This is a genomic window from Rhodomicrobium vannielii ATCC 17100, assembly GCF_000166055.1.
GTDB lineage: Bacteria > Pseudomonadota > Alphaproteobacteria > Rhizobiales > Rhodomicrobiaceae > Rhodomicrobium > Rhodomicrobium vannielii.
On the sequence record NC_014664.1, the window covers coordinates 1,217,550 to 1,237,188 of the forward strand.

At 61.9% G+C, this 19,639-nt stretch carries 19 protein-coding genes; 8 read left to right on the forward strand and 11 right to left on the reverse strand.

What is annotated here, in order from left to right:
• Nucleotides 1-69: 69 nt before the first annotated feature.
• Nucleotides 70-831 (forward strand): fused DSP-PTPase phosphatase/NAD kinase-like protein, encoded by a 762-nt coding sequence (locus tag RVAN_RS05565; protein ID WP_013418779.1) that lies wholly within the window; start codon nucleotides 70-72, stop codon nucleotides 829-831.
• A gap of 311 nt (nucleotides 832-1,142) precedes the next feature.
• On the opposite strand, the gene RVAN_RS05570 is transcribed toward RVAN_RS05565, so the two are convergent.
• Complete coding sequence (locus RVAN_RS05570) at nucleotides 1,143-2,990, reverse strand: ABC transporter ATP-binding protein (protein ID WP_013418780.1); 1,848 nt, start codon at nucleotides 2,988-2,990, stop codon at nucleotides 1,143-1,145.
• Nucleotides 2,991-4,005: 1,015 nt separating this feature from the next.
• Entirely contained in the window at nucleotides 4,006-4,281 is a 276-nt protein-coding gene (locus tag RVAN_RS05575; protein WP_013418782.1) for a hypothetical protein, read from the reverse strand.
• 170 nt (nucleotides 4,282-4,451) lie between these two features.
• Here RVAN_RS05575 and RVAN_RS05580 point away from each other — a divergent pair, with 170 nt between their 5' ends.
• The gene (locus RVAN_RS05580) at nucleotides 4,452-5,552 is read left to right on the forward strand and encodes a hypothetical protein (protein ID WP_013418783.1); all 1,101 of its coding nucleotides are present in this window, start codon (nucleotides 4,452-4,454) and stop codon (nucleotides 5,550-5,552) included.
• Between the two features lie 86 nt (nucleotides 5,553-5,638).
• Here the strand turns inward: RVAN_RS05580 and eno are convergent, their stop codons facing one another.
• Nucleotides 5,639-6,919 carry a phosphopyruvate hydratase gene (gene eno, locus RVAN_RS05585; protein ID WP_037233320.1) on the reverse strand — a complete coding sequence of 427 codons (1,281 nt, stop codon included), beginning with the start codon at nucleotides 6,917-6,919 and terminating at the stop codon, nucleotides 5,639-5,641.
• Between the two features lie 105 nt (nucleotides 6,920-7,024).
• On the opposite strand from eno, the gene queC reads away from it, so the two are divergent.
• Both queC and queE read left to right on the forward strand, forming a co-directional pair.
• Nucleotides 7,025-7,753: a 7-cyano-7-deazaguanine synthase QueC gene (gene queC, locus RVAN_RS05590; RefSeq protein WP_013418785.1), complete on the forward strand. Its 729-nt coding sequence runs from the start codon at nucleotides 7,025-7,027 to the stop codon at nucleotides 7,751-7,753.
• 6 nt (nucleotides 7,754-7,759) lie between these two features.
• A complete protein-coding gene (gene queE / locus RVAN_RS05595; RefSeq protein WP_013418786.1) occupies nucleotides 7,760-8,401 on the forward strand; it encodes a 7-carboxy-7-deazaguanine synthase in 642 nt (213 codons plus the stop codon).
• Nucleotides 8,402-8,436: 35 nt separating this feature from the next.
• On the opposite strand, the gene RVAN_RS05600 is transcribed toward queE, so the two are convergent.
• A complete protein-coding gene (locus RVAN_RS05600; RefSeq protein ID WP_013418787.1) occupies nucleotides 8,437-8,820 on the reverse strand; it encodes an ArsR/SmtB family transcription factor in 384 nt (127 codons plus the stop codon).
• Nucleotides 8,821-9,023: 203 nt separating this feature from the next.
• On the opposite strand from RVAN_RS05600, the gene RVAN_RS05605 reads away from it, so the two are divergent.
• The 4 genes from RVAN_RS05605 to RVAN_RS05620 all read left to right on the forward strand — a co-directional run bounded on the left by RVAN_RS05605 (nucleotide 9,024) and on the right by RVAN_RS05620 (nucleotide 13,106).
• The gene (locus tag RVAN_RS05605; RefSeq protein ID WP_013418788.1) at nucleotides 9,024-10,613 is read left to right on the forward strand and encodes a lysine--tRNA ligase; all 1,590 of its coding nucleotides are present in this window, start codon (nucleotides 9,024-9,026) and stop codon (nucleotides 10,611-10,613) included.
• A 13-nt stretch (nucleotides 10,614-10,626) separates the two neighbouring features.
• Nucleotides 10,627-11,040, forward strand: coding sequence for a DUF952 domain-containing protein (locus RVAN_RS20035; protein ID WP_013418789.1), 414 nt, complete (start codon nucleotides 10,627-10,629; stop codon nucleotides 11,038-11,040).
• A complete protein-coding gene (locus RVAN_RS05615; protein WP_013418790.1) occupies nucleotides 11,037-12,089 on the forward strand; it encodes a quinone-dependent dihydroorotate dehydrogenase in 1,053 nt (350 codons plus the stop codon). Before RVAN_RS20035 ends, RVAN_RS05615 begins: the two co-directional genes overlap by 4 nt.
• 459 nt (nucleotides 12,090-12,548) lie before the next feature.
• Nucleotides 12,549-13,106, forward strand: coding sequence for a hypothetical protein (locus RVAN_RS05620; RefSeq protein ID WP_169309519.1), 558 nt, complete (start codon nucleotides 12,549-12,551; stop codon nucleotides 13,104-13,106).
• A gap of 167 nt (nucleotides 13,107-13,273) precedes the next feature.
• Here the strand turns inward: RVAN_RS05620 and RVAN_RS05625 are convergent, their stop codons facing one another.
• From RVAN_RS05625 to RVAN_RS05655, 7 genes are all read right to left on the reverse strand, one after another.
• Entirely contained in the window at nucleotides 13,274-13,810 is a 537-nt protein-coding gene (locus RVAN_RS05625) for a bifunctional adenosylcobinamide kinase/adenosylcobinamide-phosphate guanylyltransferase (protein ID WP_013418792.1), read from the reverse strand.
• A 7-nt stretch (nucleotides 13,811-13,817) separates the two neighbouring features.
• Nucleotides 13,818-14,444, reverse strand: a complete 627-nt coding sequence (gene bioD, locus RVAN_RS05630) for a dethiobiotin synthase (protein WP_013418793.1) — start codon at nucleotides 14,442-14,444, stop codon at nucleotides 13,818-13,820.
• 212 nt (nucleotides 14,445-14,656) lie between these two features.
• On the reverse strand, nucleotides 14,657-15,076 hold the full coding sequence (locus RVAN_RS05635) for a Rieske (2Fe-2S) protein (RefSeq protein WP_013418794.1): 420 nt from the start codon (nucleotides 15,074-15,076) through the stop codon (nucleotides 14,657-14,659).
• A gap of 19 nt (nucleotides 15,077-15,095) precedes the next feature.
• A complete protein-coding gene (nifA, locus tag RVAN_RS05640; protein WP_013418795.1) occupies nucleotides 15,096-16,937 on the reverse strand; it encodes a nif-specific transcriptional activator NifA in 1,842 nt (613 codons plus the stop codon).
• Nucleotides 16,938-17,274: 337 nt separating this feature from the next.
• Nucleotides 17,275-17,772 (reverse strand): ferritin-like domain-containing protein, encoded by a 498-nt coding sequence (locus tag RVAN_RS05645; protein ID WP_013418796.1) that lies wholly within the window; start codon nucleotides 17,770-17,772, stop codon nucleotides 17,275-17,277.
• Between the two features lie 208 nt (nucleotides 17,773-17,980).
• Nucleotides 17,981-18,277 carry a ferredoxin family protein gene (locus RVAN_RS05650; protein WP_013418797.1) on the reverse strand — a complete coding sequence of 99 codons (297 nt, stop codon included), beginning with the start codon at nucleotides 18,275-18,277 and terminating at the stop codon, nucleotides 17,981-17,983.
• A 30-nt stretch (nucleotides 18,278-18,307) separates the two neighbouring features.
• Nucleotides 18,308-19,612: an FAD-dependent oxidoreductase gene (locus RVAN_RS05655; RefSeq protein ID WP_013418798.1), complete on the reverse strand. Its 1,305-nt coding sequence runs from the start codon at nucleotides 19,610-19,612 to the stop codon at nucleotides 18,308-18,310.
• Nucleotides 19,613-19,639 lie beyond the last annotated feature (27 nt).

Below are 19,639 nucleotides of genomic sequence, written 5' to 3' on the forward strand. Positions count from 1 at the left end.
TGACGCTTGGACGCGCGCCCAGAAGCGGGCTATATCGAAAGTCAGAGAAATCTCAACGCCACAGGTTGCATGGCCTTCAATCCGTTCCGCTCCGTCAAGCGCTTGCTGAAGCCCTATTCCAAGGCAATAGGCGGCAGATACCGTCTTTGGCGGCATAAACTCGACGCGCGCGCGCCGGAACGGATCAGGCGACGAGCGAACCACGTGCTCGACTATTTCGACCTGTTCTTCATGGATCACCATTTCTTCCGCTCGATCTATTCGAACCGTCACCAGATCGCGCCGGGCGTTTGGCGTTCCGCGCAGCCAAGTCCCGCGCATATCGCGTGGCTCGCCAAGCGGGGCATCAAGACCGTTGTCAACCTGCGTGGAGAGCGCGATTGCGGCAGCTACCGGCTTGAAGCCGAGGCCTGCGAGCGCCACGGCATTCGGCTGATCAACTTTCAGCTCCAGTCGCGAATGGTGCCGCGCGTCGACGTGATCCGGCAGGCGCGCGCGCTTTTCGACGAGATCGAATATCCCGTGTTGTTCCACTGCAAGTCGGGCGCGGACCGCGCCGGGATGATGAGCGCGCTGTTGATGTATATGAAGGAGGGCCAGCCCATCGAGCAGGCCGCGAAGCAGCTCAGCCTCAAATTCGGGCACATCCGAAGTTCCGAGACGGGTGTTCTCGACTATCTCTTCGAGCGCTACCTCGCCGACAACACGGAAGAGCCGATGACCTTCTTCGAGTGGGTCGAGACGCGTTACGATCCCGGCGAGATCAAGCGCGGCTTCAAACCGAGCCACTGGGCGAATTTCGTGGTCAACCGCGCCCTCCAGCGGGAATAGAGGCTGCGGGGCGGCGGCTTCCGCGACCGTCTTTTTGTCTGACCTAGCGTGTCGGCTCACATTCAACCCGCGTCAGGTGCAGCGGCAAGCAGCGCTCCGTGAGATGCGTGGTGGTCGAAATGAGTAGGGTTTCGCGACGAAACGGAGCGTCGTATCAGATAGGCTGCGTCAAATCGGACTCGATTTGACGCAAGGAAGCCGATCGACAACAGGACTACAGCGTTGTGCCGCGTCTAATTCAAGGCGACGCTGTAACCCGCAGCGGAACAACGCCGCAATTCAGCCAACCGCGCAAATCCTCATTGCGCCGATCAGGCCGCGCTCTCTTCCGACGCCCTCGCCTGCTTTCCGCCCAATGCCGCGATGTGCTTCGCATAGTCTTGATCTTCCGGCGTGAGCATCTGCGACTTGCAGAACTGAGCGTAAGCACCGTCGCGCGCCAGAAGCTCGGCATGCCTGCCCTTCTCGGTGATGAAGCCATCCTCCATCACGCAAATCATGTCAGCGTTCTTCACCGTCGATAGGCGATGCGCGATGACGAGGGTGGTGCGCGACTCGCTGAACTTGGCGAGAGCTTCCTGCACGAGCCGCTCGGATTCGGCGTCGAGTGCGCTCGTCGCCTCGTCCAGCAGCAGGATGGGTGCGTCGCGCAGGATCGCGCGGGCGAGCGCCACGCGCTGACGCTGGCCGCCGGATAAACGCATGCCCCGGTCGCCCAGACGAGCGTCGTATCCCTCGGGCAACCGCTCGATGAAGTCGTGCGCGTTGGCGGCCTTCGCGGCGGCTACGATATCCTCGTGCGTCGCGTCGAGCCTGCCGAGCGCGATATTGGCGGCGACGGTGTCGTCGAACAGGGTGATGTCCTGGCTCACGAGCGCCATCTGATCGCGAATCGATGCGACCGTCACCTGTTGGATGTCCTGACCGTCGATCAGGATGCGGCCGCTCTGCGGATCGTAGAGACGCGGCACGAGATTGAAAATCGTAGACTTGCCGGCACCGCTCTTGCCGACGAGCGCCACTGTCGTGTTCGGTTCAATCGTGAGCGAGAAATCCCGGACCGCGTTCCGACCGTCGTTATTATAGGAGAACGAGACATTCTCGAACTCGATCCGGCCGCCCCCAATGAGCGTGAGCGGCTTGGCGTCTGGCGGCGAGACGACGGTCGGCTTCTCGGTGAGCACCTGATAGAAGCGCTCGGCCGCGGCAAGCCCTTCCTGAATACGGTTGTTGAGGTTGCCGAAAGAGCGGATCGGTTGCGCCGCCATGAGAAGCGCCGCGATGAAGCCGGTGAAATCGCCGACCGTCTTCGAATCCTGCGAGATCCGGTAGGCGGCGAGCCCAACGACCCCCGCGACGGCAAGCCCGCCGAAAACTTCGAGTATCGGGTTCAGCGCCGCCTTGACGCGGACGGTCTTGCGCTGAAAATCCACCGCTCTTTCGAGTTGGTCGCTCACGCGATTGTAGGAGTATTGTTCGAGGCGGTAAGTCTTGATCAGCCGCAGCGATGAGAGATGCTCGATCAGCACGGCGGTTGTGTTGCCAATCTGCGCCCAGCCATGCGAGGCATATTTCCGCACGATGCGCCCGACTTGGGCGATGGGGAAAACGGCGAGAGGATAGAACAGCAAGATGACGACCGTCATCACCCAGTCGAGATAGAGCATGGAGACGACGAGCGAGAAGACGGTGAGCACATCGCGAATCGCGACCGTAAACACTGCCATGATGGCGCCTTGTACGGTTACGAGATCGCCATTGACGCGCGTGACGAGGTTTCCGGGCGACTCGCTGCTCAACCGCTTGAAATCGGCCTGCATGAGATGCGCATAGAGGCGCTTTTGCATGTCGAGGCCAAGCGTGATGCTGATTCGGTTCGTATAGACCGCCTGCAGATAATCCAGCAGCCCCTTCAGCGCCGTCACCCCCACCATGGCGAGCATGATGATCCAGAGATAGCTCATCTCGCCTTTCGCGAGCAGGTCATAGGAATATTTGATGACGATGGGATAGAGGCCCGTCACACCCGCGAGGATCGAAATCAGAATGAAGGCGCCGACCAGCCGCCAGAGATAGTTCCTGATATGATCGGCCCACAGCTGGCGTATGAGCCAAAACGAGTTTTTATGGATCGGACGATTTTGTGGACGTTTCGACATGTAACCGCGCGAGATTGAGGCGCGGTTACATGGCCGCGCACAAGCCTTGGCGTCAGCTTGCACAAGTGCCGTTCGCTGTCAAACGCCGCCCTACCGGCGGTTGATAAGTGCGGGGATATCAACTTTGATGGCCCGGATCGGCTTCGCAACCAGCAGCGAACAAACGGCGGAGTTCAACGCGCCGACACGAAAAGAAAACGGCCCCCGAAAGGGCCGTTCGAAGCGATAACAGGGTAGCGCTACCAGCGCGAGCCCCAGCGCCAATGGCTGTGACGGGGGCCATGGCCCCAACCCGGGCGCGGACCCCAACCCGGGCCGCGCCAGCCAGGACCGCGCCAGCCAGGACCGCGCGAACCCCAGCGCCAATGGCTACGGGCGCGATTATGAAAGCCGCCCGAACCCCAACGCCAGTGCTGGACCTTCACCACCGCGTCGGCCTTCGCAACTTCGCTCTGGATAACCGAGGCTTGAGAAGAAACGGGAGCAGCTTGCACCGACGCTCCAAACAGAGCCGTGCATGCGACCGCAATCGCAACGACGTATTTCTTCATTTTAACAGACCCTATTTAAACGCTCCTTTTCTCGGCACACTGAGTATATGGTATGCAAAAAAGAAATCCAGCCCCCGCGACCATGACATTTTTTTTATGAAAAGCGGCGATTTCCGTCACAGAAGCACCGTAACCTCGCCAGAATTCTTGTTGGACGCTTTAGCGCGAGACATGTTATTTTTTCTTACGGAATATCAATAACATGAGCGGCGGCAACGCTCGCGCGTTACTCGGAACCGCGCAAAATAAAACCTGCGGCCAAGCGAGGAGCCCGACCGCAGGTCATCAGATCGTCATGCGCCTATTGAACGCACCGCAAGACATGCGCCCATTTGGTACTGCTCGCCCTAGTGCAGTGAAATTTACATTTGACTCACGCCAGCTGGTGGCACCGTCATCAAATGCAAATTCGAAACCGCACTAGAACCAATTGATTGCTCGTGCTCCTGGTATGCGCCAGAGCACTAGCGGCGCGAACCCCAGCGCCAATGGCTGCGCGCGCGATTGTGGAAGCCGGGGCCACCCCAACGCGGACCGCGCGACCCGGCGCGCCAATGGCTGCGGTCGCGCCCGTGATAGCCGCGCGAACCCCAACGCCAGTGCTGCACCTTCACCGTAGCGCCCGCCACGACGGCTTCGGCCTGAAGCACCGGGGCCACGGACGAGGCCGGCGCGGCTTGGGCCGAAAGTCCAAACAGCGCGCCGAACGTAATGGCGGCCGCGAATGCAAATGCCTTCATGAGAAAATTCCCTCTCGTGATCGTTACGTTGGTAAGTATACGGAAAAACACTACTCAAAGCTATCAGTTCCAATCAACATTAATTTTACGACAGATTTCCATTCGCGCATCAGCTCGCCGTATTGCATTGTTAGCCAGTCGTGCCGAGAAAGAAAAAGAGATGCTTCATCATGACGGCTTACAGCCAATTCCTCTCCAAGGCTTTCGCCTTCGCTTTCCCCACAATCCTTCTGGCGACGCCCCTTGCCGCCGCTGACGCTGCCACGCTCAAGCTTCGCACGAACCAGCAGATCATCGAGGATCTGACGCGGCAAGAGCCCGAGATCGACATGACCAATGTCGATGCCGTATTCGCGTCCGTGTTCGAGGCGCTGCCCGAAAAAGCGGTCGTGTACCCGACCGAGAGCTATTACTATTTCACGTTCCCCTATAAAGGCATGGTCTATGCGGGCAATCTCCGCTTTGACGCGTGGGACCAGTTCGACGGCAAGGTGCATTTCGCCTATTTCCCCGAATATGCCTTCTGGCGGAAACCGCTCGATCCCGCTTACAAGAAGCTTGGCAAGGAAGACGGCGTTGACGTGAAGCAGATCGACAAGCTGCATTACACGGTCACGTTCAAAGGGAAGACTGTCGCGTTTGAATTGCCCGACCTGTCGAAGACGAAGCCAGCGCCGGGCGTTGTTCGCGACGACGAAACCTATATCGGTCCGATATGGGACGAGTCCGGCGTGAAGTTCGACCTCGTGTTCAACAAGCCGTCGAAGACGTTCCTCTACGTGCTGAACGATGCGCCGAAGGTCGATCAATATGAAGACGCGACTATACCCGGCGTGACAGTCGGCAATCGGACGAGTTTCGCGTTCTACAAGGACAAACTCGCCGACCGCCGCATCCTCATCGGCGTGTTCATGGGCAATACGCAGCTCAACAATTATTTCGACGGCCCCTTCGACCAGTTGCCGGATAATTTCATCGAAGGCGATGCGCTGCGTAACGCGCTGATCGAAATCGAGCCGAGCATGAAGGGCAAGATGGACCGCTATGGCTCCGATCCCAGCGGCGAGGTTCGCTACGCGATCACGACTTACATGTATTACGGCGATGTCGAAGATCTGAAGCCGATCGTCGATTGCGCGGCGAAGGAGACCGACGCGCCGAAATATTACGCATGCTTCGACGCCAAGCAGGCGGGTGAGGACGGCCCCGAGCAGGGCGACGGCAAGGGCGATACTCCGGCAGCGTCAAAAGATCCTGCCGAGAAGAAATAAAAAAAAGGCGGCCATTGGCCGCCTTTTTTTTATATCGCCAAGGTCTCGTCTGATCGGCGCGAAACCTGCTGCGTCGACTTATCGAATTAATGCGCGCCGCGCAGGATGCTCCGCCCCGCGAACACCGCCGTATCGCCAAGCTCTTCCTCGATGCGGATGAGCTGATTGTACTTCGCGATGCGGTCCGAACGCGACAGCGAGCCGGTCTTGATCTGGCCAGCGTTCGTCGCCACCGCGATGTCGGCGATGGTCGAGTCCTCGGTCTCGCCCGAGCGGTGCGAGATGACCGCCTTGAAGCTCGCGCGCTGGGCGATGTCCACGGCGTCGAGCGCCTCGGACAGCGTGCCGATCTGGTTCACCTTCACGAGGATCGCGTTGCCCGCGCCCTTCGCGATGCCCTCGCGCAGTCGCTTCGGGTTCGTCACGAACAGGTCGTCGCCGACGAGGTTCACCTTGCCGCCGATTTCGTCCGTAAGCGCCTTCCAGCCCTCCCAGTCGTCCTCGGCCATGCCGTCCTCGATGGAGATGATCGGATAGCGCGAAACGAGGTCGCGGTAGAGCGCAACCATCTGGCCCGCGTCGAGGCTCTTGCCTTCGCCCGCCAGCTCATACTTGCCGTTCTTGTAGAACTCGGTCGAGGCCGGATCGAGCGCGATGGCAATCTCCTCGCCCGGCTTGTAGCCCGCCTTCTCGATGGCGCGCACGACGAAGGTCAGCGCCTCGTCGGCCGACTTGAGGTTCGGCGCGAAGCCGCCTTCGTCGCCGACGTTGGTGCTGTGACCGCCGTCCTTCAGAAGCTTCTTCAGCGTGTGGAACACCTCCGCGCCCCAGCGCACGGCTTCGGCAAGCGTCGGCGCGCCGAGCGGCGAAATCATGAACTCCTGAAAGTCGATCGGATTGTCGGCATGCGCGCCGCCATTGATGATGTTCATCATCGGCACGGGCAGCACGCGGGCGTTGACACCGCCGAGATAGCGATACAGCGGCGCATCCGCTGCAATGCTGGCCGCCTTCGCGACTGCAAGCGACACGCCGAGGATGGCGTTCGCGCCGAGCCGGCTCTTGTTCTCCGTGCCGTCGAGGTCGATCAGCGTCTGGTCGATGCGGCGCTGGTCCTCGGCGTCGAAGCCCTGAAGCGCGTCGTAGATTTCGCCGTTCACCGCGTCGACGGCCTGAAGCACGCCCTTGCCGAGATAACGAGCGCCGCCGTCGCGCTTCTCGTTCGCCTCATGCGCGCCGGTCGACGCGCCCGATGGGACGGCTGCGCGGCCAACGGCGCCGTCTTCGAGCATCACGTCCACTTCGACGGTCGGATTGCCTCGGCTGTCGAGTATCTCGCGGCCGATGATGTCAGTAATGGCGGTCATGTAAACCTCTGGAAACGGAAGCGTGAGCGGACTTGCGTCCGGCTGGAAACTCGCGGTTGTCATAAAGGACTCGCACGCCCTCTTAAAGCGGTTTAATCGGTTAGCATGACAGGTACACCCGAAAGCGCGACGAAAAGTCTTGTTCTTCTGTCCGGCGGGCAGGATTCCGCCGTCTGTCTTGCCTGGGCGTTGACGAATTACGCGCAAGTCGAAACGCTGGGCTTCTCCTACGGCCAGCGCCACAGCGTCGAACTCGAATGCCGCCCGAAGCTGCGCGAGGCCCTGGCGGCGCTATCGCCCGAATGGGCGGCGCGGCTCGGTCCCGATCATGTGCTCGACCTTTCGATTCTGGGCGCGGTGAGCGATACGGCGCTGACGTCCGACGCCGAAATCGCGTTTGGCGCGAACGGCCTGCCCAATACTTTCGTGCCGGGCCGCAATCTCCTGTTCTTCACACTGGCGGCGGCGCTCGGCTATCGGCGCGGCATCCGCGACCTCGTCGGCGGCATGTGCCAGACCGACTATTCCGGCTACCCCGACTGCCGAGACGAAACGCTACAGACGCTGGCGTCGGCCATAAACCTCGGCACGGACGAGCAATTTCGCATCGTGACGCCGCTCATGTGGCGCACCAAGGCCGAAACCTGGGCCATGACGCACGCGCTCGGCGGCAATCCACTTGTGGATATCGTTGCAGAACATTCACACACTTGTTACAAAGGCGTTCGCGATCACCGGCACGAGTGGGGTTATGGATGCGGAGCGTGTCCAGCCTGTGATCTTCGCGCAAAGGGCTATAAGGCCTGGCGCGACATGGTGGCTTCGCAACAATAAGACGGCATGTACACGGTCAAGGAAATCTTTCCAACGCTTCAAGGCGAAGGCGCGCAAGTGGGCCGCGCGGCCGTTTTCCTGCGTTTCGCGGGCTGCAATCTCTGGACCGGCCAGCACAAGGACAAGAGCAAGGCGTTCTGCCGGTTCTGCGATACGGATTTCGTCGGCTATGACGGGCCGAATGGCGGCAAGTTCGAGACCGCCGACCAACTGGCCGACATCGTGCTCGGCATGTGGAATTCGCTGACGAAGGGCAAGACCGCATCGCCCTACGTGGTCTGCACGGGCGGCGAGCCGACGCTTCAACTCGACACCCCGATGATCGATGCGCTGAAAAAGCGCGGCTTCACCGTGGCCATCGAGTCGAATGGAACGCGCCCGGCACCGCGCGGCCTCGACTGGATCTGCATCAGCCCGAAGGCGGGCGTGCCGCTCGCCCAGCGCGAGGGCAACGAACTGAAGCTTGTCTATCCGCAGACCGGCGCGCTGCCACAGCTCTTCGAGCGGCTGAAGTTCGAGCACTTTTTCCTTCAGCCGATGGACGGCCCGCAGCATCGCGATAACATCGAGGCGGCCATCCGCTATTGCATGGCGAACCCGCCGTGGCGGCTGTCCATGCAGATGCACAAGCTCGTCGGCATCCGCTAGCTCTGCGGGCGAAATGCGTCTGGCAAGCTGGCGCCTCAGCCGTACGGATCGCCCTCGGCCGGCGCTGATCCGCATTGCTCCGCATGAGACCTCGCGGCGGCGCAGGTATCCATATTCCTGAGCACGGCGTCGAGAAGTCCAGGAAAGCGCGCGTCGATTTCCCCGCGCCGAAGCGCCGTGATGAAGCACACGCCTTCCTTCCGCTGCGCGATGATCCCCGCCTCGCGAAGCACGCGGTAGTGATGGGATTGCGTGGACTTCGCGATATCGAGGCCCGTCACCGCCGCGTAACAGGCGAGTTCGCCGCGTTCGGAGAGGTTTCGCACGATGTGCAGCCGCACAGGATCGCTCAAGGCATAAAGTACCGCTTCGAGCCTGAGCGGGGCGCATGTTTCGCGGATGGGATCGTCCTCGGCCATGGCCTAAAGATGGCGCGCCCGCGGCCGAGTTCAACGCTTCGAAACCATGGATCAGGCCCGCTTGTGCCGCGTTTTCGCCACACCGCATCAAGGGGGGTGAAGCCGTTCAATGCGATGGCGGTTGACGCAACAGGCGCGGCTTTCCATAGTCCGCCCGACAACCTTTTGCCGCAAACATCCCGTCAGCACGAAATCCGGACACCATGACCACCGCCGACACCCTCGCCGAACTTGCGCACAACTCCAAGGCATGGCCCTTTGAAGAGGCGCGCAAGCTGCTGAAACGGCTTGAGAAGGCGGACCCGGCGCGCGAGGTCGTGTTCGAAACGGGCTACGGCCCGTCCGGCCTGCCGCATATCGGCACGTTTGGCGAGGTGGCGCGCACGTCGATGGTGCGCCACGCGCTCGAAGCGCTGAAGCCAGGCGTGAAGACGCGGCTCGTCTGCTTCTCCGACGACATGGACGGCCTTCGCAAGGTGCCGACGAACGTCCCGAACCAGGAGCTTCTGCAAGCCGCGCTCGAAAAGCCGCTGACCGCCGTGCCCGACCCGTTCGGCACGCATCCGAGCTTCGGCGCGCATAACAACGCCCGGCTGCGCAGCTTCCTCGACAGCTTCGGCTTCCAGTATGAGTTCCTCTCGGCGACGGAGTGCTATCGCTCCGGCATGTTCGACGAGACGCTGCTTCGCATGCTCGCCGTCTATGATGACGTGATGGCGATCATCCTGCCGACGCTTGGCCCGGATCGCCGCGCCACCTATTCGCCCTTCCTGCCGATCTCGCCGAACTCGGGCAAGGTGCTGCAAGTGCCGATCGAGGCGCGCGACCTCGCCGCCGGAACCATCGTTTACACCGACCCCGACACGGGCAAGCGCGTCGAGACGCTCGTCACCGGCGGGCATGTGAAGTGCCAGTGGAAGGCCGATTGGGCCATGCGCTGGGTCGCGCTCGGCGTCGATTACGAGATGGCGGGCAAGGATCTGATCGACAGCGTGACGCTCTCGTCGAAGGTGGCGCGCGCGCTCGGCGGCCGTCCGCCCGAGGGCTTCAACTACGAGCTGTTCCTCGACGATCAGGGCCAGAAGATTTCGAAGTCGAAGGGCAATGGCATCGCGGTGGAGGAGTGGCTGGCCTACGCCACGCCGGAAAGCCTCTCGCTGTACATGTTCCAGAAGCCGAAGACGGCGAAGCGGCTTCACTTCGACGTCATTCCGAAGGCGGTGGACGAATATTTCACCCTGCTCGGTGCATTTCATAAGGAAACGCCGCAAAAGCAGATCGAAAACGCCGTCTGGCACATCCATGGCGGCACCCCGCCGCAGCATAGCGTGCCCTTGACCTTCGGGCTGCTGCTCAACCTCGTCAGCGCGTCCAACGCCCACACGAAGGACATCCTCTGGCAATTCGTGAAGAACTATGCGCCCGAAGCGAACGCGGAGGACTTTCCCGAGCTCGACCGGCTCATCGGCTTCGCGATCCGCTATTTCGATGAGCAAGAGAAGCCGTTCAAGGTGTATCGCGCGCCAAGCGATCTCGAACGCGCCGCGATGCTCGACCTGAGCGAGCGCCTTGCGACCGCCGACGCATCGCTCGACGCGGAAGCCTTGCAGGGCATCGTCTACGAGGTCGGCAAGTCGCACCCGTTCGAGAATTTGCGCGACTGGTTCAAGGCGCTTTACGAGGTGCTGTTCGGCGAGAGCGCGGGGCCGCGCTTCGGCTCGTTCATCAAGGCCTACGGAATCGACAACACGCGCGCGCTGATCGCGGAACGGCTTGCTGCGACGCGGGCGTAAGCGGGAGGCAGTGGTGACCGACAGGCCGCGCATCATTTACAAGCTCGTGACACGCGGCGAATGGGAAGCCGTGCGTTCGGGCGGCATCTTTGCAGGCTCGGACGTGGATCGCCGCGATGGGTTCATCCACTTCTCGACCGCAGCGCAGGTGGCCGAGACAGCGCGGCGCCATTTCACGGGCGTGCCGAACCTCGTGCTCGTCGCGTTGGACGCGGACATGCTTGCCGCCCTCCCCTCGCTCGTGCTCGATACGGCGAGCGCGAGAAACGCCGCCGAAACCGGCCAACTCCGCTTCGAGGCTTCGCGCGGCGGCGAGTCGTTTCCGCACCTTTATGCCCCGCTGCCGTTCGCGGCTGTCATCGGCGAAACCGACGTCGCGCTCGGGCCGGATGGCGCGCCGCTGGTCCCGAAAGATCTTGCGTCGTGAGCCTGTGGCGGGCAGCGCAGGCGGGGCTTTTTCTCCTTGATCCCGAAACGGCGCATGAGGCATCTCTGCGCGCGCTCGAAGCGGGCGTCCATCCGCGCGCCGCAGCCGACGATCCGCGCCTTGGCGTCGACCTCTTCGGCCTCCGCTTCCCGAACCCGGTCGGCGTCGCGGCGGGCTACGACAAGGATGCGCGCGTTTACAATCCGCTGTTCGCCATAGGCTTCGGCTTCGTTGAGGCGGGCACCATCACGCCGAAGCCGCAGCCCGGCAATCCGCGCCCGCGCTCGTTCCGGCTCATCGCCGACCGCGGCGTCATCAACCGCTTCGGCTTTAACAGCGAGGGCCACGCGGCGGCGCTGAAGCGGCTTGCGGCACATCCGCCGCGCGGGCTTCTCGGCGTGAACATCGGCGCGAACAAGACGAGCGAAGACCGCATCGCGGATTATGTCGCGGGCGTCGTCGCCTTCGGGCCGGTGGCGGCGTATCTCACCATCAACATTTCCTCGCCGAACACGCCGGGCCTGCGCGATCTGCAAGCACCGGACCAGCTCGCGGCGCTGCTCGACGCGGTGATGGATGCGCGCGCGAAGCTCACCCGCGTGGTGCCGGTGCTCGTCAAACTCGCGCCCGATCTGCACGACGACGACATCGCCCCGACGATGCGCTGCCTCACCGATCACGGCGTCGATGGCGCGATCCTCACCAACACGACGCTGTCGCGCGAAGGCTTGACCGACCGGCGGCGCGGCGAAACCGGCGGGCTGTCCGGGCGGCCGCTGTTTGCGCGCTCCACGCGGTTCCTCGCGCGCTGCTTCATCGAAACGGGCGGGCGGCTGCCGCTGATCGGCGTCGGCGGCGTCGATTCCGGCAAGACGGCGGTGGCGAAAATCCGCGCGGGCGCATCGCTTGTGCAGCTTTATACCGGCCTCGTCTATGAAGGCGCCGGGCTTCTGCCCGCCATCAAGGCGGCGCTTGTGGCGGAAACCGTCGCCTCGCGCACGCCGCTCGCCGCACTTGTCGGGGCCGACGCGGAAAAATGGGCGGCATAGTTAACGCTCGATTCCTTTCACAACGCCTCCAATCCCACAGCTATTTCAGCGTTGAAAACGCCGCAAACACCCAGCCTCGCGCAAGCTTGGCTCGCGACACTTTCCGTGCGCGATAGCACCCGGAACAAAAGCCGGTTGCGGCGATTAGTCCGATGCAATCCAAATCTCGACAGATTTGCGAGTCACAAGGTTGCGTACAAGTATTGCGACGCTATACGCCTCGCATAGTGTAAATCTGGCTTTGGTCGCCTCTCGTATACATTGGATATACGAACAAATACGGCGAATTTTAGCGCAAATTTGCGGCTAATATTACGGAGCCATGTTCGAGGACTGTTCATGTACAATCTGAAACGCGGGTTTGCGATCGCGGTTCTGCTTGCTGCGACTTCGTGCTATCTTGGTACTCATGTATCTGCTTACGCCTCACACGATCCCGCCGCCGGGCAAGGCATGACGATGAGCACTTTCAAGAAGACCATGACGACCGTCTTTTGGGTGGGCGAAGACGCGAACGACGACAATGGCCATATCCACAATCACGCCAGCTACTGGGACCCGCATTGGCTCAAGAGCTTCGGCGGGATCGACAGCCCGAAACATCGCAAGGGCTTCATGCCCGCCGGATTCAGACCGAAGGAAAATCCGTTCTACATAGCGCTGCCCTTCGCCGAGGTGGACCAGAACGGCAAGTTGAAGCCCGTGGCGAAGAAAATTCCCGGCTTCGGCGAGGGCAAGCCGCTCACGAAAAACCGCTGGGTCGAAGTGCGCTACAAGGGCAAGTCGGTCTATGCGCAATGGGCGGATGTTGGTCCGTTCGGCGAAGACGATTTCGACTGGGTCTTCGGCTCGGCGGCCAAACCTCGCAACAAGGAAGGCGAGAAGGCCGGGCTCGATATCTCGCCCGCTGCCGCGCAATATCTCGGCATGTCCGACAACGACAAGACCGAATGGCGTTTCGTTGAAGAAAACGAGGTGCCGGACGGCCCGTGGAAGACCGTCGTCACGCGGTCGTAACTGACTCTTGGTCGACGGGGCGGGCTTGGCGCGTTGCTTTTGATGACAAAAGCTAACGCTCCAAGTTTATTGTGAGGATGAGCGTTATCGCAAAACCGGCGGCACTTTTGCGGATTATGCTCTCCAGATCCGATCGGGTTGAGTAAACCTGATCGGTGAATTCGTCTCTATTTCAGCCGGACGCCGCAGCCCGCCACCATGAGCCACGCCTCGCTTGCCGCCGCTGCGGTCCGCTGGCCGAGGAAGCCAGCGAGGTCGCGGAAGCGGCGCAGGTCGGCGTCCATCGGCACAAGGCTCCAGCCCACCTCATCGCCGATTATTACCGTCGGCCAGGGCGCGGCGCGGAACCCATCAAGCTCGCGGCTCCAGGCAGCGAGAATTGCATCGTCGGTCATGCCCTCGCGGCCGCCGAAGCCGGTGCGGAAGGCGAGCCACGTCACGAGGCTGTCGATCAACACACAGGACGGCGCGGGATCGAGTGCGGCAAGCGCCGCCACGATGTCGTCGGGCGCTTCGAGCGTGCGCCATGTCGCGGGCCGCTCGTCCTGATGGCGACGCACGCGCTCGGCCATTTCGGCGTCGGCGGGATCGCGCGCGTAGGTGGCGACAAACGCAACGCGGTCGCCGTAGCTTTCGGCGATGTCGACCGCGCGGCGGCTTTTGCCGCTCCGCACCGGTCCCGTGAGAAAAATGATGTCGCCCATGCTGGTCCTACCTGAACGCGTCGAGATCGAAGCTCTGCCGGAATGCGAGCGCAAGCGTCGGCGCGTCGAGCGGATCGACGCGCGGCAAGCGCCCGAGTCGGCGCGCGCCGCTGAAAGCCGTCACCGCCGCTTCCTCTTCTTCCGCCGGATCGCCAAGAAAAGCAACGCCGTGGACGGGAATGCCGCGCCGCGCCAGCGCTTCGAGCGAGAGCAGCGTGTGGTTGATCGTGCCGAGCGCCGTCCTCGCGCAAAGGATAACCGGCAAGCCCATGCGCGCGAAAATGTCGATGGTGAGAAGCCCCGGCGCCAGCGGCGCGAGCAACCCGCCCGCACCTTCAACGACGAGCGGCCCGTCGACCTCCGGCAATTCGAGGCGCGCGGCCTCAATGGTAACGCCCTCGCGCGCCGCCGAGATATGCGGCGAGGCGGGCAGCGCCATGCGATAGGCCTCGGGCAGAATGCGCGTCGGCGGGAGGCCGGATAGGCGGCGAACGGTGTCGCTGTCGGTCTCTTCTTCAAGGCCCGATTGCACCGGCTTCCAATAGAATGCGTCGAGGGCACCGCCAAGCGCTGCGCTGAACACGGTCTTGCCGATGCCCGTGTCGGTGCCCGTCACGATGAATCGCGCGCTCATTTTGCCTCTCAGGTTTATTTATGATCGAAGGATCTTGCTTGCGGCCCAAATGTGGGCTGGGGCCGAAATTACCCGCGCTCCGAGCGAGCGGTCAGGGACGCCTCCCGACATGCTGAAATCTACATGTCTCCAACCGGTCGCGCAAAGCCCAGCGCAGTAGCCTACTAAACGGCTAAAGCGGACTGGAAATCATCGCCGGGTGCTCCAGCGGCTCAGGGCGACGGCGGCGACGCACTGCGCGCGGCTTCCTCGTCATCCTCGTCGGGCAGTTCGGCGAGCTCTACACCGACGACGCAGATATCGCCGTCGAGCACGCAAACCGACACCGGTTCGAGGTCTTTTCCAACGCACGGCCCGTCGAAGCATTTGCCCGACGCTAGCTCGAAGAGTGAGCCATGCTTACCGCAAACGATATTCTTCGTTCCCGGCTCGAAAAACTGGTTGGTTTCCCAATCGAGATTGACGTTGTTGTGCGGGCAGCGGTTCACATAGGCGAACACCTGCTTGTCCCAGCGCACGACGAAAATGGGCCACGGCTTTTCCGCGCCATCGACGACGCGCACAAGCTCGAAACCGCGTCCGCGGCGGTTCGGGATGTCCGACACGGAGCATATGGCGTAGGCGACAGTCATCGAGTTTCCCTCAACCGCATCAGTAGCGTTTCATCTCGATGCCGTGCTTTTTGAGCGCGTAACCGACCTGACGCGGCGTCAAGCCGAGGATGCGCGCGGCCTTCGCCTGAACCCAGCCTGTCTTTTCCAACGCGTTGATCAGCGTGTCCTTGCTGAGTTGCGCATAGCCGCCATCGGCATCCTCATGCGCATCGCTGCCGTTTCCGTGCGAAGCACCATTATGCGACGTGCCGTTTTGCGAGGCGCCATTATGCGTCGCGCCGTTTCCGTTCGAGGCTCCGTGCGCGTGCCCGTTCCCGTTCCGGCCTTCCAACGGCTCCGGCGCGGGCGGCGTGTAGGGCGATGGAGCGGATGGCGGGTTCGCGCGCGGCTGACTGCTGTTGCCCTCGGTAAAGCGATGCTGCTGAGGCGGCATATAGGTCACCTCCCCGCTCGCCGGGCCTTTCCACAGCATCGACGACAGGCAATGTCCGTGCTGACAGGCAAAATCGGCGGCGTGGATCTCGTCGCCAAGCGTCATCGCGGCGGTGCGCCGAATGCAGTTTTCCAGTTCGCGGATATTGCCGGGGAAGTAGCACTTGCACAGCACATCCATCGCGTCCGGGCCGAAGGTCAACTGATAGCCGTTCTCTTCGGCGAAGCGGCTGAGGAAGTGCTGAGCGAGTTCGGGGATGTCGCCTTGCCGCTCGCGCAACGGCGGCAGCATGAGCGGCACCACGTTGATACGGTAATAGAGGTCGGCGCGGAATTTGCCATCGGCGACCATCTGTTCCAGCGCGCGGTTCGTGGCGCAGACGAGGCGGAAATTGATCTTCAGCGTATGCTGGCCGCCGACGCGCTCGAACTCGCCCTCCTGAAGGATGCGGAGAAGCTTTGCCTGGAACGAGGGCGAGATTTCGCCGATCTCGTCGAGGAAGATCGTGCCCCCGTCCGCCAGTTCGAAGCGGCCCTTGCGAAGGCCGACAGCGCCTGTGAACGCACCCTTCTCGTGCCCGAAAAGTTCGGACTCGATGACGCCTTCGGGCAGCGCCGCGCAGTTCACCTTGACGAACGGCTTACCCTTGCGGCGCGAAAGCTCGTGGATCGCGCGGGCGAAAAGCTCCTTGCCGGTGCCGGTTTCGCCGCGAATGAGAACCGGCGCGTTGGACTTCGCGACCTGTTCGATGCGCTCCGTGACCGCGCGGATCGCGCGGCTTTTGCCGAGGATGCCCGTCATCTTCGGCGGCGGCGCCTTGGCCTTGATGTTCGACAGTTCCTTGGCGAGGCGGTGCTGCTCGTGAATGAGGCGCTCGCGGTCCTCGGCGACGACGCGATGCAGCTTCAGCGCCTGGCCGACGAGGTTCGCCACCATGGTTAGGAAGCGCACATCGTGATCGATGCGCACATCCATGCTGCCTTGCCACACGCGTTCGATGGCGAGCGTACCAACCACCTTCGCATCGACGCGGATCGGCACGCCGATGAACGTCTGCACGACATTCGGCCCGGCGCTGCCTAGGCGCTTCCAGCCGGCGAACGACGGGTGAAGGGCGCAGTTCTGCACCACCAGCGGCGAGGCGGTAGCCACGATCTGGTCGATGACGGCGAGCGGCAGATCGCCATCTTCGTTTGAGTCGATGCTGGCTTCCGTCGATGCCGACACCTTGATCTCGGGATCGCCAGCCTTGTCCAGCAGCATGAGCGTCGAGAGCCTCATATCGAGGAACGAACTCATGACCGAGACGACGTTGTTGAGCATCACCCTCAGGCTTGAGGGCGACGTCACGATCTTCGAGATCTCGTAGATGCCGCTCAGCGCTGTGTCGCTGTATCTCACGCTTCCCGGAACCGTGACGGTGCCCGCCGGTGCGGAAGATGTCATAAATAACCTCATCCGACAAACTGAGGCTGGGCCGAAGGCCAACCCACAAGCTTGCTTGGTAGTTTCACGTTTGAAGCTATTATAACAATGGCATGCGACAATGTCGCGTCCATAGAATAGTCAATTCTCCGCCCGCCTACCCGCCCATCTCGCGAAAAAACGCGAAATAATGCAGCGGTAACAACGGCTAAGGCGGAGATTGCCTCATAAGCGGGCAAAAATTATTTTTTGATCAATTCCAGGCTACGTTGCCTTGGCGGTCGCGCAGCCTGTTCTCGATATGGCAACGAGAAGGGTGGTCCGTTCTCAACGCGGTGCTGAGAACGGTGGTCCGTTCTCAATGCGGGGCCGTGAGATTGGTTTCCTCGGGAAGCGTCTCGCCCGCCTTGTGCAGTGCCATCCACCGCTTCAGCTCCGCGACGTGCTCTTCTTCCTCGGCGACAAACTCCTTCGCGAGGACTTTGATCTCCGGGTCGGTCGTCGTGTCGTAGACGTGCTTGTAGAACTGATAGCCACGCATCTCGGCGTCGAGCGCGATTTCAAGCGCCTGCTCGCGACCGATCATTGGGTCCGTTCCCCAGATCGCCGCCGCTTCGGGGCTTTCGAGGTCCGGCCATTCGAAATCGCCCGGTGCCTTCTTGGGGATGTCGCGATAACCGGCGCGGGCCATGGCGTCGCCCATGTGAAGACGCGAATAGTCAGAAAGCTGGCGAAAGAGCTTTCCCACTTCACGATTGCCAGCGCCGTCCATGGCGTCGGCGAGTTGCGCGAAACGAAGCGTGGCTTCCTGTTCGAGCTTGATGGAATAGGCGAGAAATTCCTCGACGGAATCCATGATCAGTCCCCTTGTGTATCTGCGGAAAGCGCCTGCTCGGCAGGCCTGAACTGCCGATGCGCTGAACGCGACGCTATTATAATCGAAATTTCGGTCGCGTTCCCAAGTAATTCTGCGGGCGGGCACCGCGCATGACGACGCTCGCGCAAACCGGAAGCCCGGCAGCTTTCGGAGACCCCCCGAAAGCGCCGCGTCTGGCTTCCGAAGCTTAGCCGAACTTGAACAGAATGCCGTAGCCGCCGCGAGGATACGTCCACGTCAGCGCGCCCGAGCCTTCCGCCAGCACGCGGCAGGTGCCGCATTCGAGGCAGCCGTCGGGGCTCACCTCGACCTGACCCTTGCCGTTTATGTCATAGCAGTGCGCGGGGCAAAGCTTGACGAGGAGCAGAAGCTCCTTCGACGGCTTCTCGTGCGGCGCGACCACGATATGAGGGCGCCCGGCATCGACGAGATAGCGGTTCTGATAGAGCTTCTCTTCGACTCGCACCGTTGGTGTCTCAGCCATTCCAGTGTTCCTTTCCTGTTCCCGACCGACCTAGCGCCACGACCTTGCGAGCTTCCAGGCGTCGCTGGCGAGACCTCTCACCCCGCGCGCCTTGACGAAGGAACGAAGGATTTCCTTTTCCTTGCTCTTCTTGTCCTTGCCGTCCACGCGGAACCAGTTCTGCGCGGCCTTGGACACGAGTTCGGGATAGCTGCCGAAGAGACGATCGCGCGCGCCGTGCATGAAATCGGGCAAGCGCTTGTACTTCTTGAGATCCTTCATGACGAAGGAGCTTTCGAGCATCTTCTGATAGATGGAGAGGTTCTCAGCCGAGAACTTGTCCTTGCGGGACTTGATCTGGAAGATCGCTTCCGCGGCGATACGGCCCGTCGTCATCGCGAGGTTCGATCCTTCGCGATGGACGGCGTTCACGAACTGCCCCGCGTCGCCGACGATCAGCCAGCCGTCACCGAAGAGTTGCGGCACGGCGTTGTAGCCGCCTTCGGGGATGAGATGCGCTGCGTATTCCTTCACTTCCGCGCCCGCGATAAGCGGAGCCACCGCCGGATGCTTCTTGAAGGTTTCGAGCAGTTCGTAAGGCGCAAGCCCGGTATGCGCGAAGTCCGAGACGAGGCAGCCGATGCCGATCGAGATGCTTTCCTTGTTGGTGTAAAGGAAGCCCGTGCCGGCCATGCCCCTGGTGATGGTGCCAGCGGCTTCGATGACGACGCCTTCGTCGCCCGAGATGTTGAAGCGGCTCTCGATCACGTCGGACGGCAGGAAGTGCATTTCCTTCACCGCGAGCGCCACCGTGTCCGGCTTCGGACGCGGACGCAGACCCGCCTTCGTGCCGAGCACGCCGTTCACGCCTTCGGCCATCACGACCACGTCGGCGAGAATGGTGCCGCCCGCGCGGTCGGTCTTCACGCCGATCACCTTGCCGCCCGAGAAGCAGAGATCGGTGACGGTCGTCTCAAGGATGAGGAGCGCGCCCGCCTCCTGCACCTTCTTCGAGAACCACTTGTCGAACTGCGCACGGATGATCGTGTAGCGGTTCGGCGCTTCCTCGTTGAAGTCGTCGGAGCGGTAATGGACACCCGTGTAGGAGGAGTCATCCATGTACCAGAGGCGCTGCTCGATCAAATGGCGCTCAAGCGGAGCATCGTCCCGGAAATCCGGGATGATCTTCTCCAGCATGTTCGCGTACATGATCGCGCCCTGCACGTTCTTCGAGCCCGGATATTCGCCGCGCTCGATCTGGAGCACTTTCAGGCCGCGCTTCGCCAGAGTGTAAGCACAGGAATTGCCGGCCGGTCCGGCCCCCACGACGATAACGTCGAATTTTTCTGCGGGCATGCGAGTTCTCCTTCGAAACCTTTCCGC

What these genes read in the sequence shown, in the direction of transcription:
- RVAN_RS05620 (WP_169309519.1), top strand. Translation starts at nt 12,549, where the DNA reads ATGAGCACTTTCAAGAAGACCATGACGACCGTCTTTTGGGTGGGCGAA.
- RVAN_RS05570 (WP_013418780.1), bottom strand. Translation starts at nt 2,990, where the DNA reads ATGTCGAAACGTCCACAAAATCGTCCGATCCATAAAAACTCGTTTTGG.
- queC (WP_013418785.1), top strand. Translation starts at nt 7,025, where the DNA reads ATGACAGGTACACCCGAAAGCGCGACGAAAAGTCTTGTTCTTCTGTCC.
- RVAN_RS05635 (WP_013418794.1), bottom strand. Translation starts at nt 15,076, where the DNA reads ATGACTGTCGCCTACGCCATATGCTCCGTGTCGGACATCCCGAACCGC.
- RVAN_RS05605 (WP_013418788.1), top strand. Translation starts at nt 9,024, where the DNA reads ATGACCACCGCCGACACCCTCGCCGAACTTGCGCACAACTCCAAGGCA.
- RVAN_RS05565 (WP_013418779.1), top strand. Translation starts at nt 70, where the DNA reads ATGGCCTTCAATCCGTTCCGCTCCGTCAAGCGCTTGCTGAAGCCCTAT.
- RVAN_RS05645 (WP_013418796.1), bottom strand. Translation starts at nt 17,772, where the DNA reads ATGGATTCCGTCGAGGAATTTCTCGCCTATTCCATCAAGCTCGAACAG.
- RVAN_RS05650 (WP_013418797.1), bottom strand. Translation starts at nt 18,277, where the DNA reads ATGGCTGAGACACCAACGGTGCGAGTCGAAGAGAAGCTCTATCAGAAC.
- RVAN_RS05600 (WP_013418787.1), bottom strand. Translation starts at nt 8,820, where the DNA reads ATGGCCGAGGACGATCCCATCCGCGAAACATGCGCCCCGCTCAGGCTC.
- RVAN_RS05655 (WP_013418798.1), bottom strand. Translation starts at nt 19,612, where the DNA reads ATGCCCGCAGAAAAATTCGACGTTATCGTCGTGGGGGCCGGACCGGCC.
- bioD (WP_013418793.1), bottom strand. Translation starts at nt 14,444, where the DNA reads ATGAGCGCGCGATTCATCGTGACGGGCACCGACACGGGCATCGGCAAG.
- queE (WP_013418786.1), top strand. Translation starts at nt 7,760, where the DNA reads ATGTACACGGTCAAGGAAATCTTTCCAACGCTTCAAGGCGAAGGCGCG.
- RVAN_RS05580 (WP_013418783.1), top strand. Translation starts at nt 4,452, where the DNA reads ATGACGGCTTACAGCCAATTCCTCTCCAAGGCTTTCGCCTTCGCTTTC.
- eno (WP_037233320.1), bottom strand. Translation starts at nt 6,919, where the DNA reads ATGACCGCCATTACTGACATCATCGGCCGCGAGATACTCGACAGCCGA.
- nifA (WP_013418795.1), bottom strand. Translation starts at nt 16,937, where the DNA reads ATGACATCTTCCGCACCGGCGGGCACCGTCACGGTTCCGGGAAGCGTG.
- RVAN_RS05625 (WP_013418792.1), bottom strand. Translation starts at nt 13,810, where the DNA reads ATGGGCGACATCATTTTTCTCACGGGACCGGTGCGGAGCGGCAAAAGC.
- RVAN_RS05575 (WP_013418782.1), bottom strand. Translation starts at nt 4,281, where the DNA reads ATGAAGGCATTTGCATTCGCGGCCGCCATTACGTTCGGCGCGCTGTTT.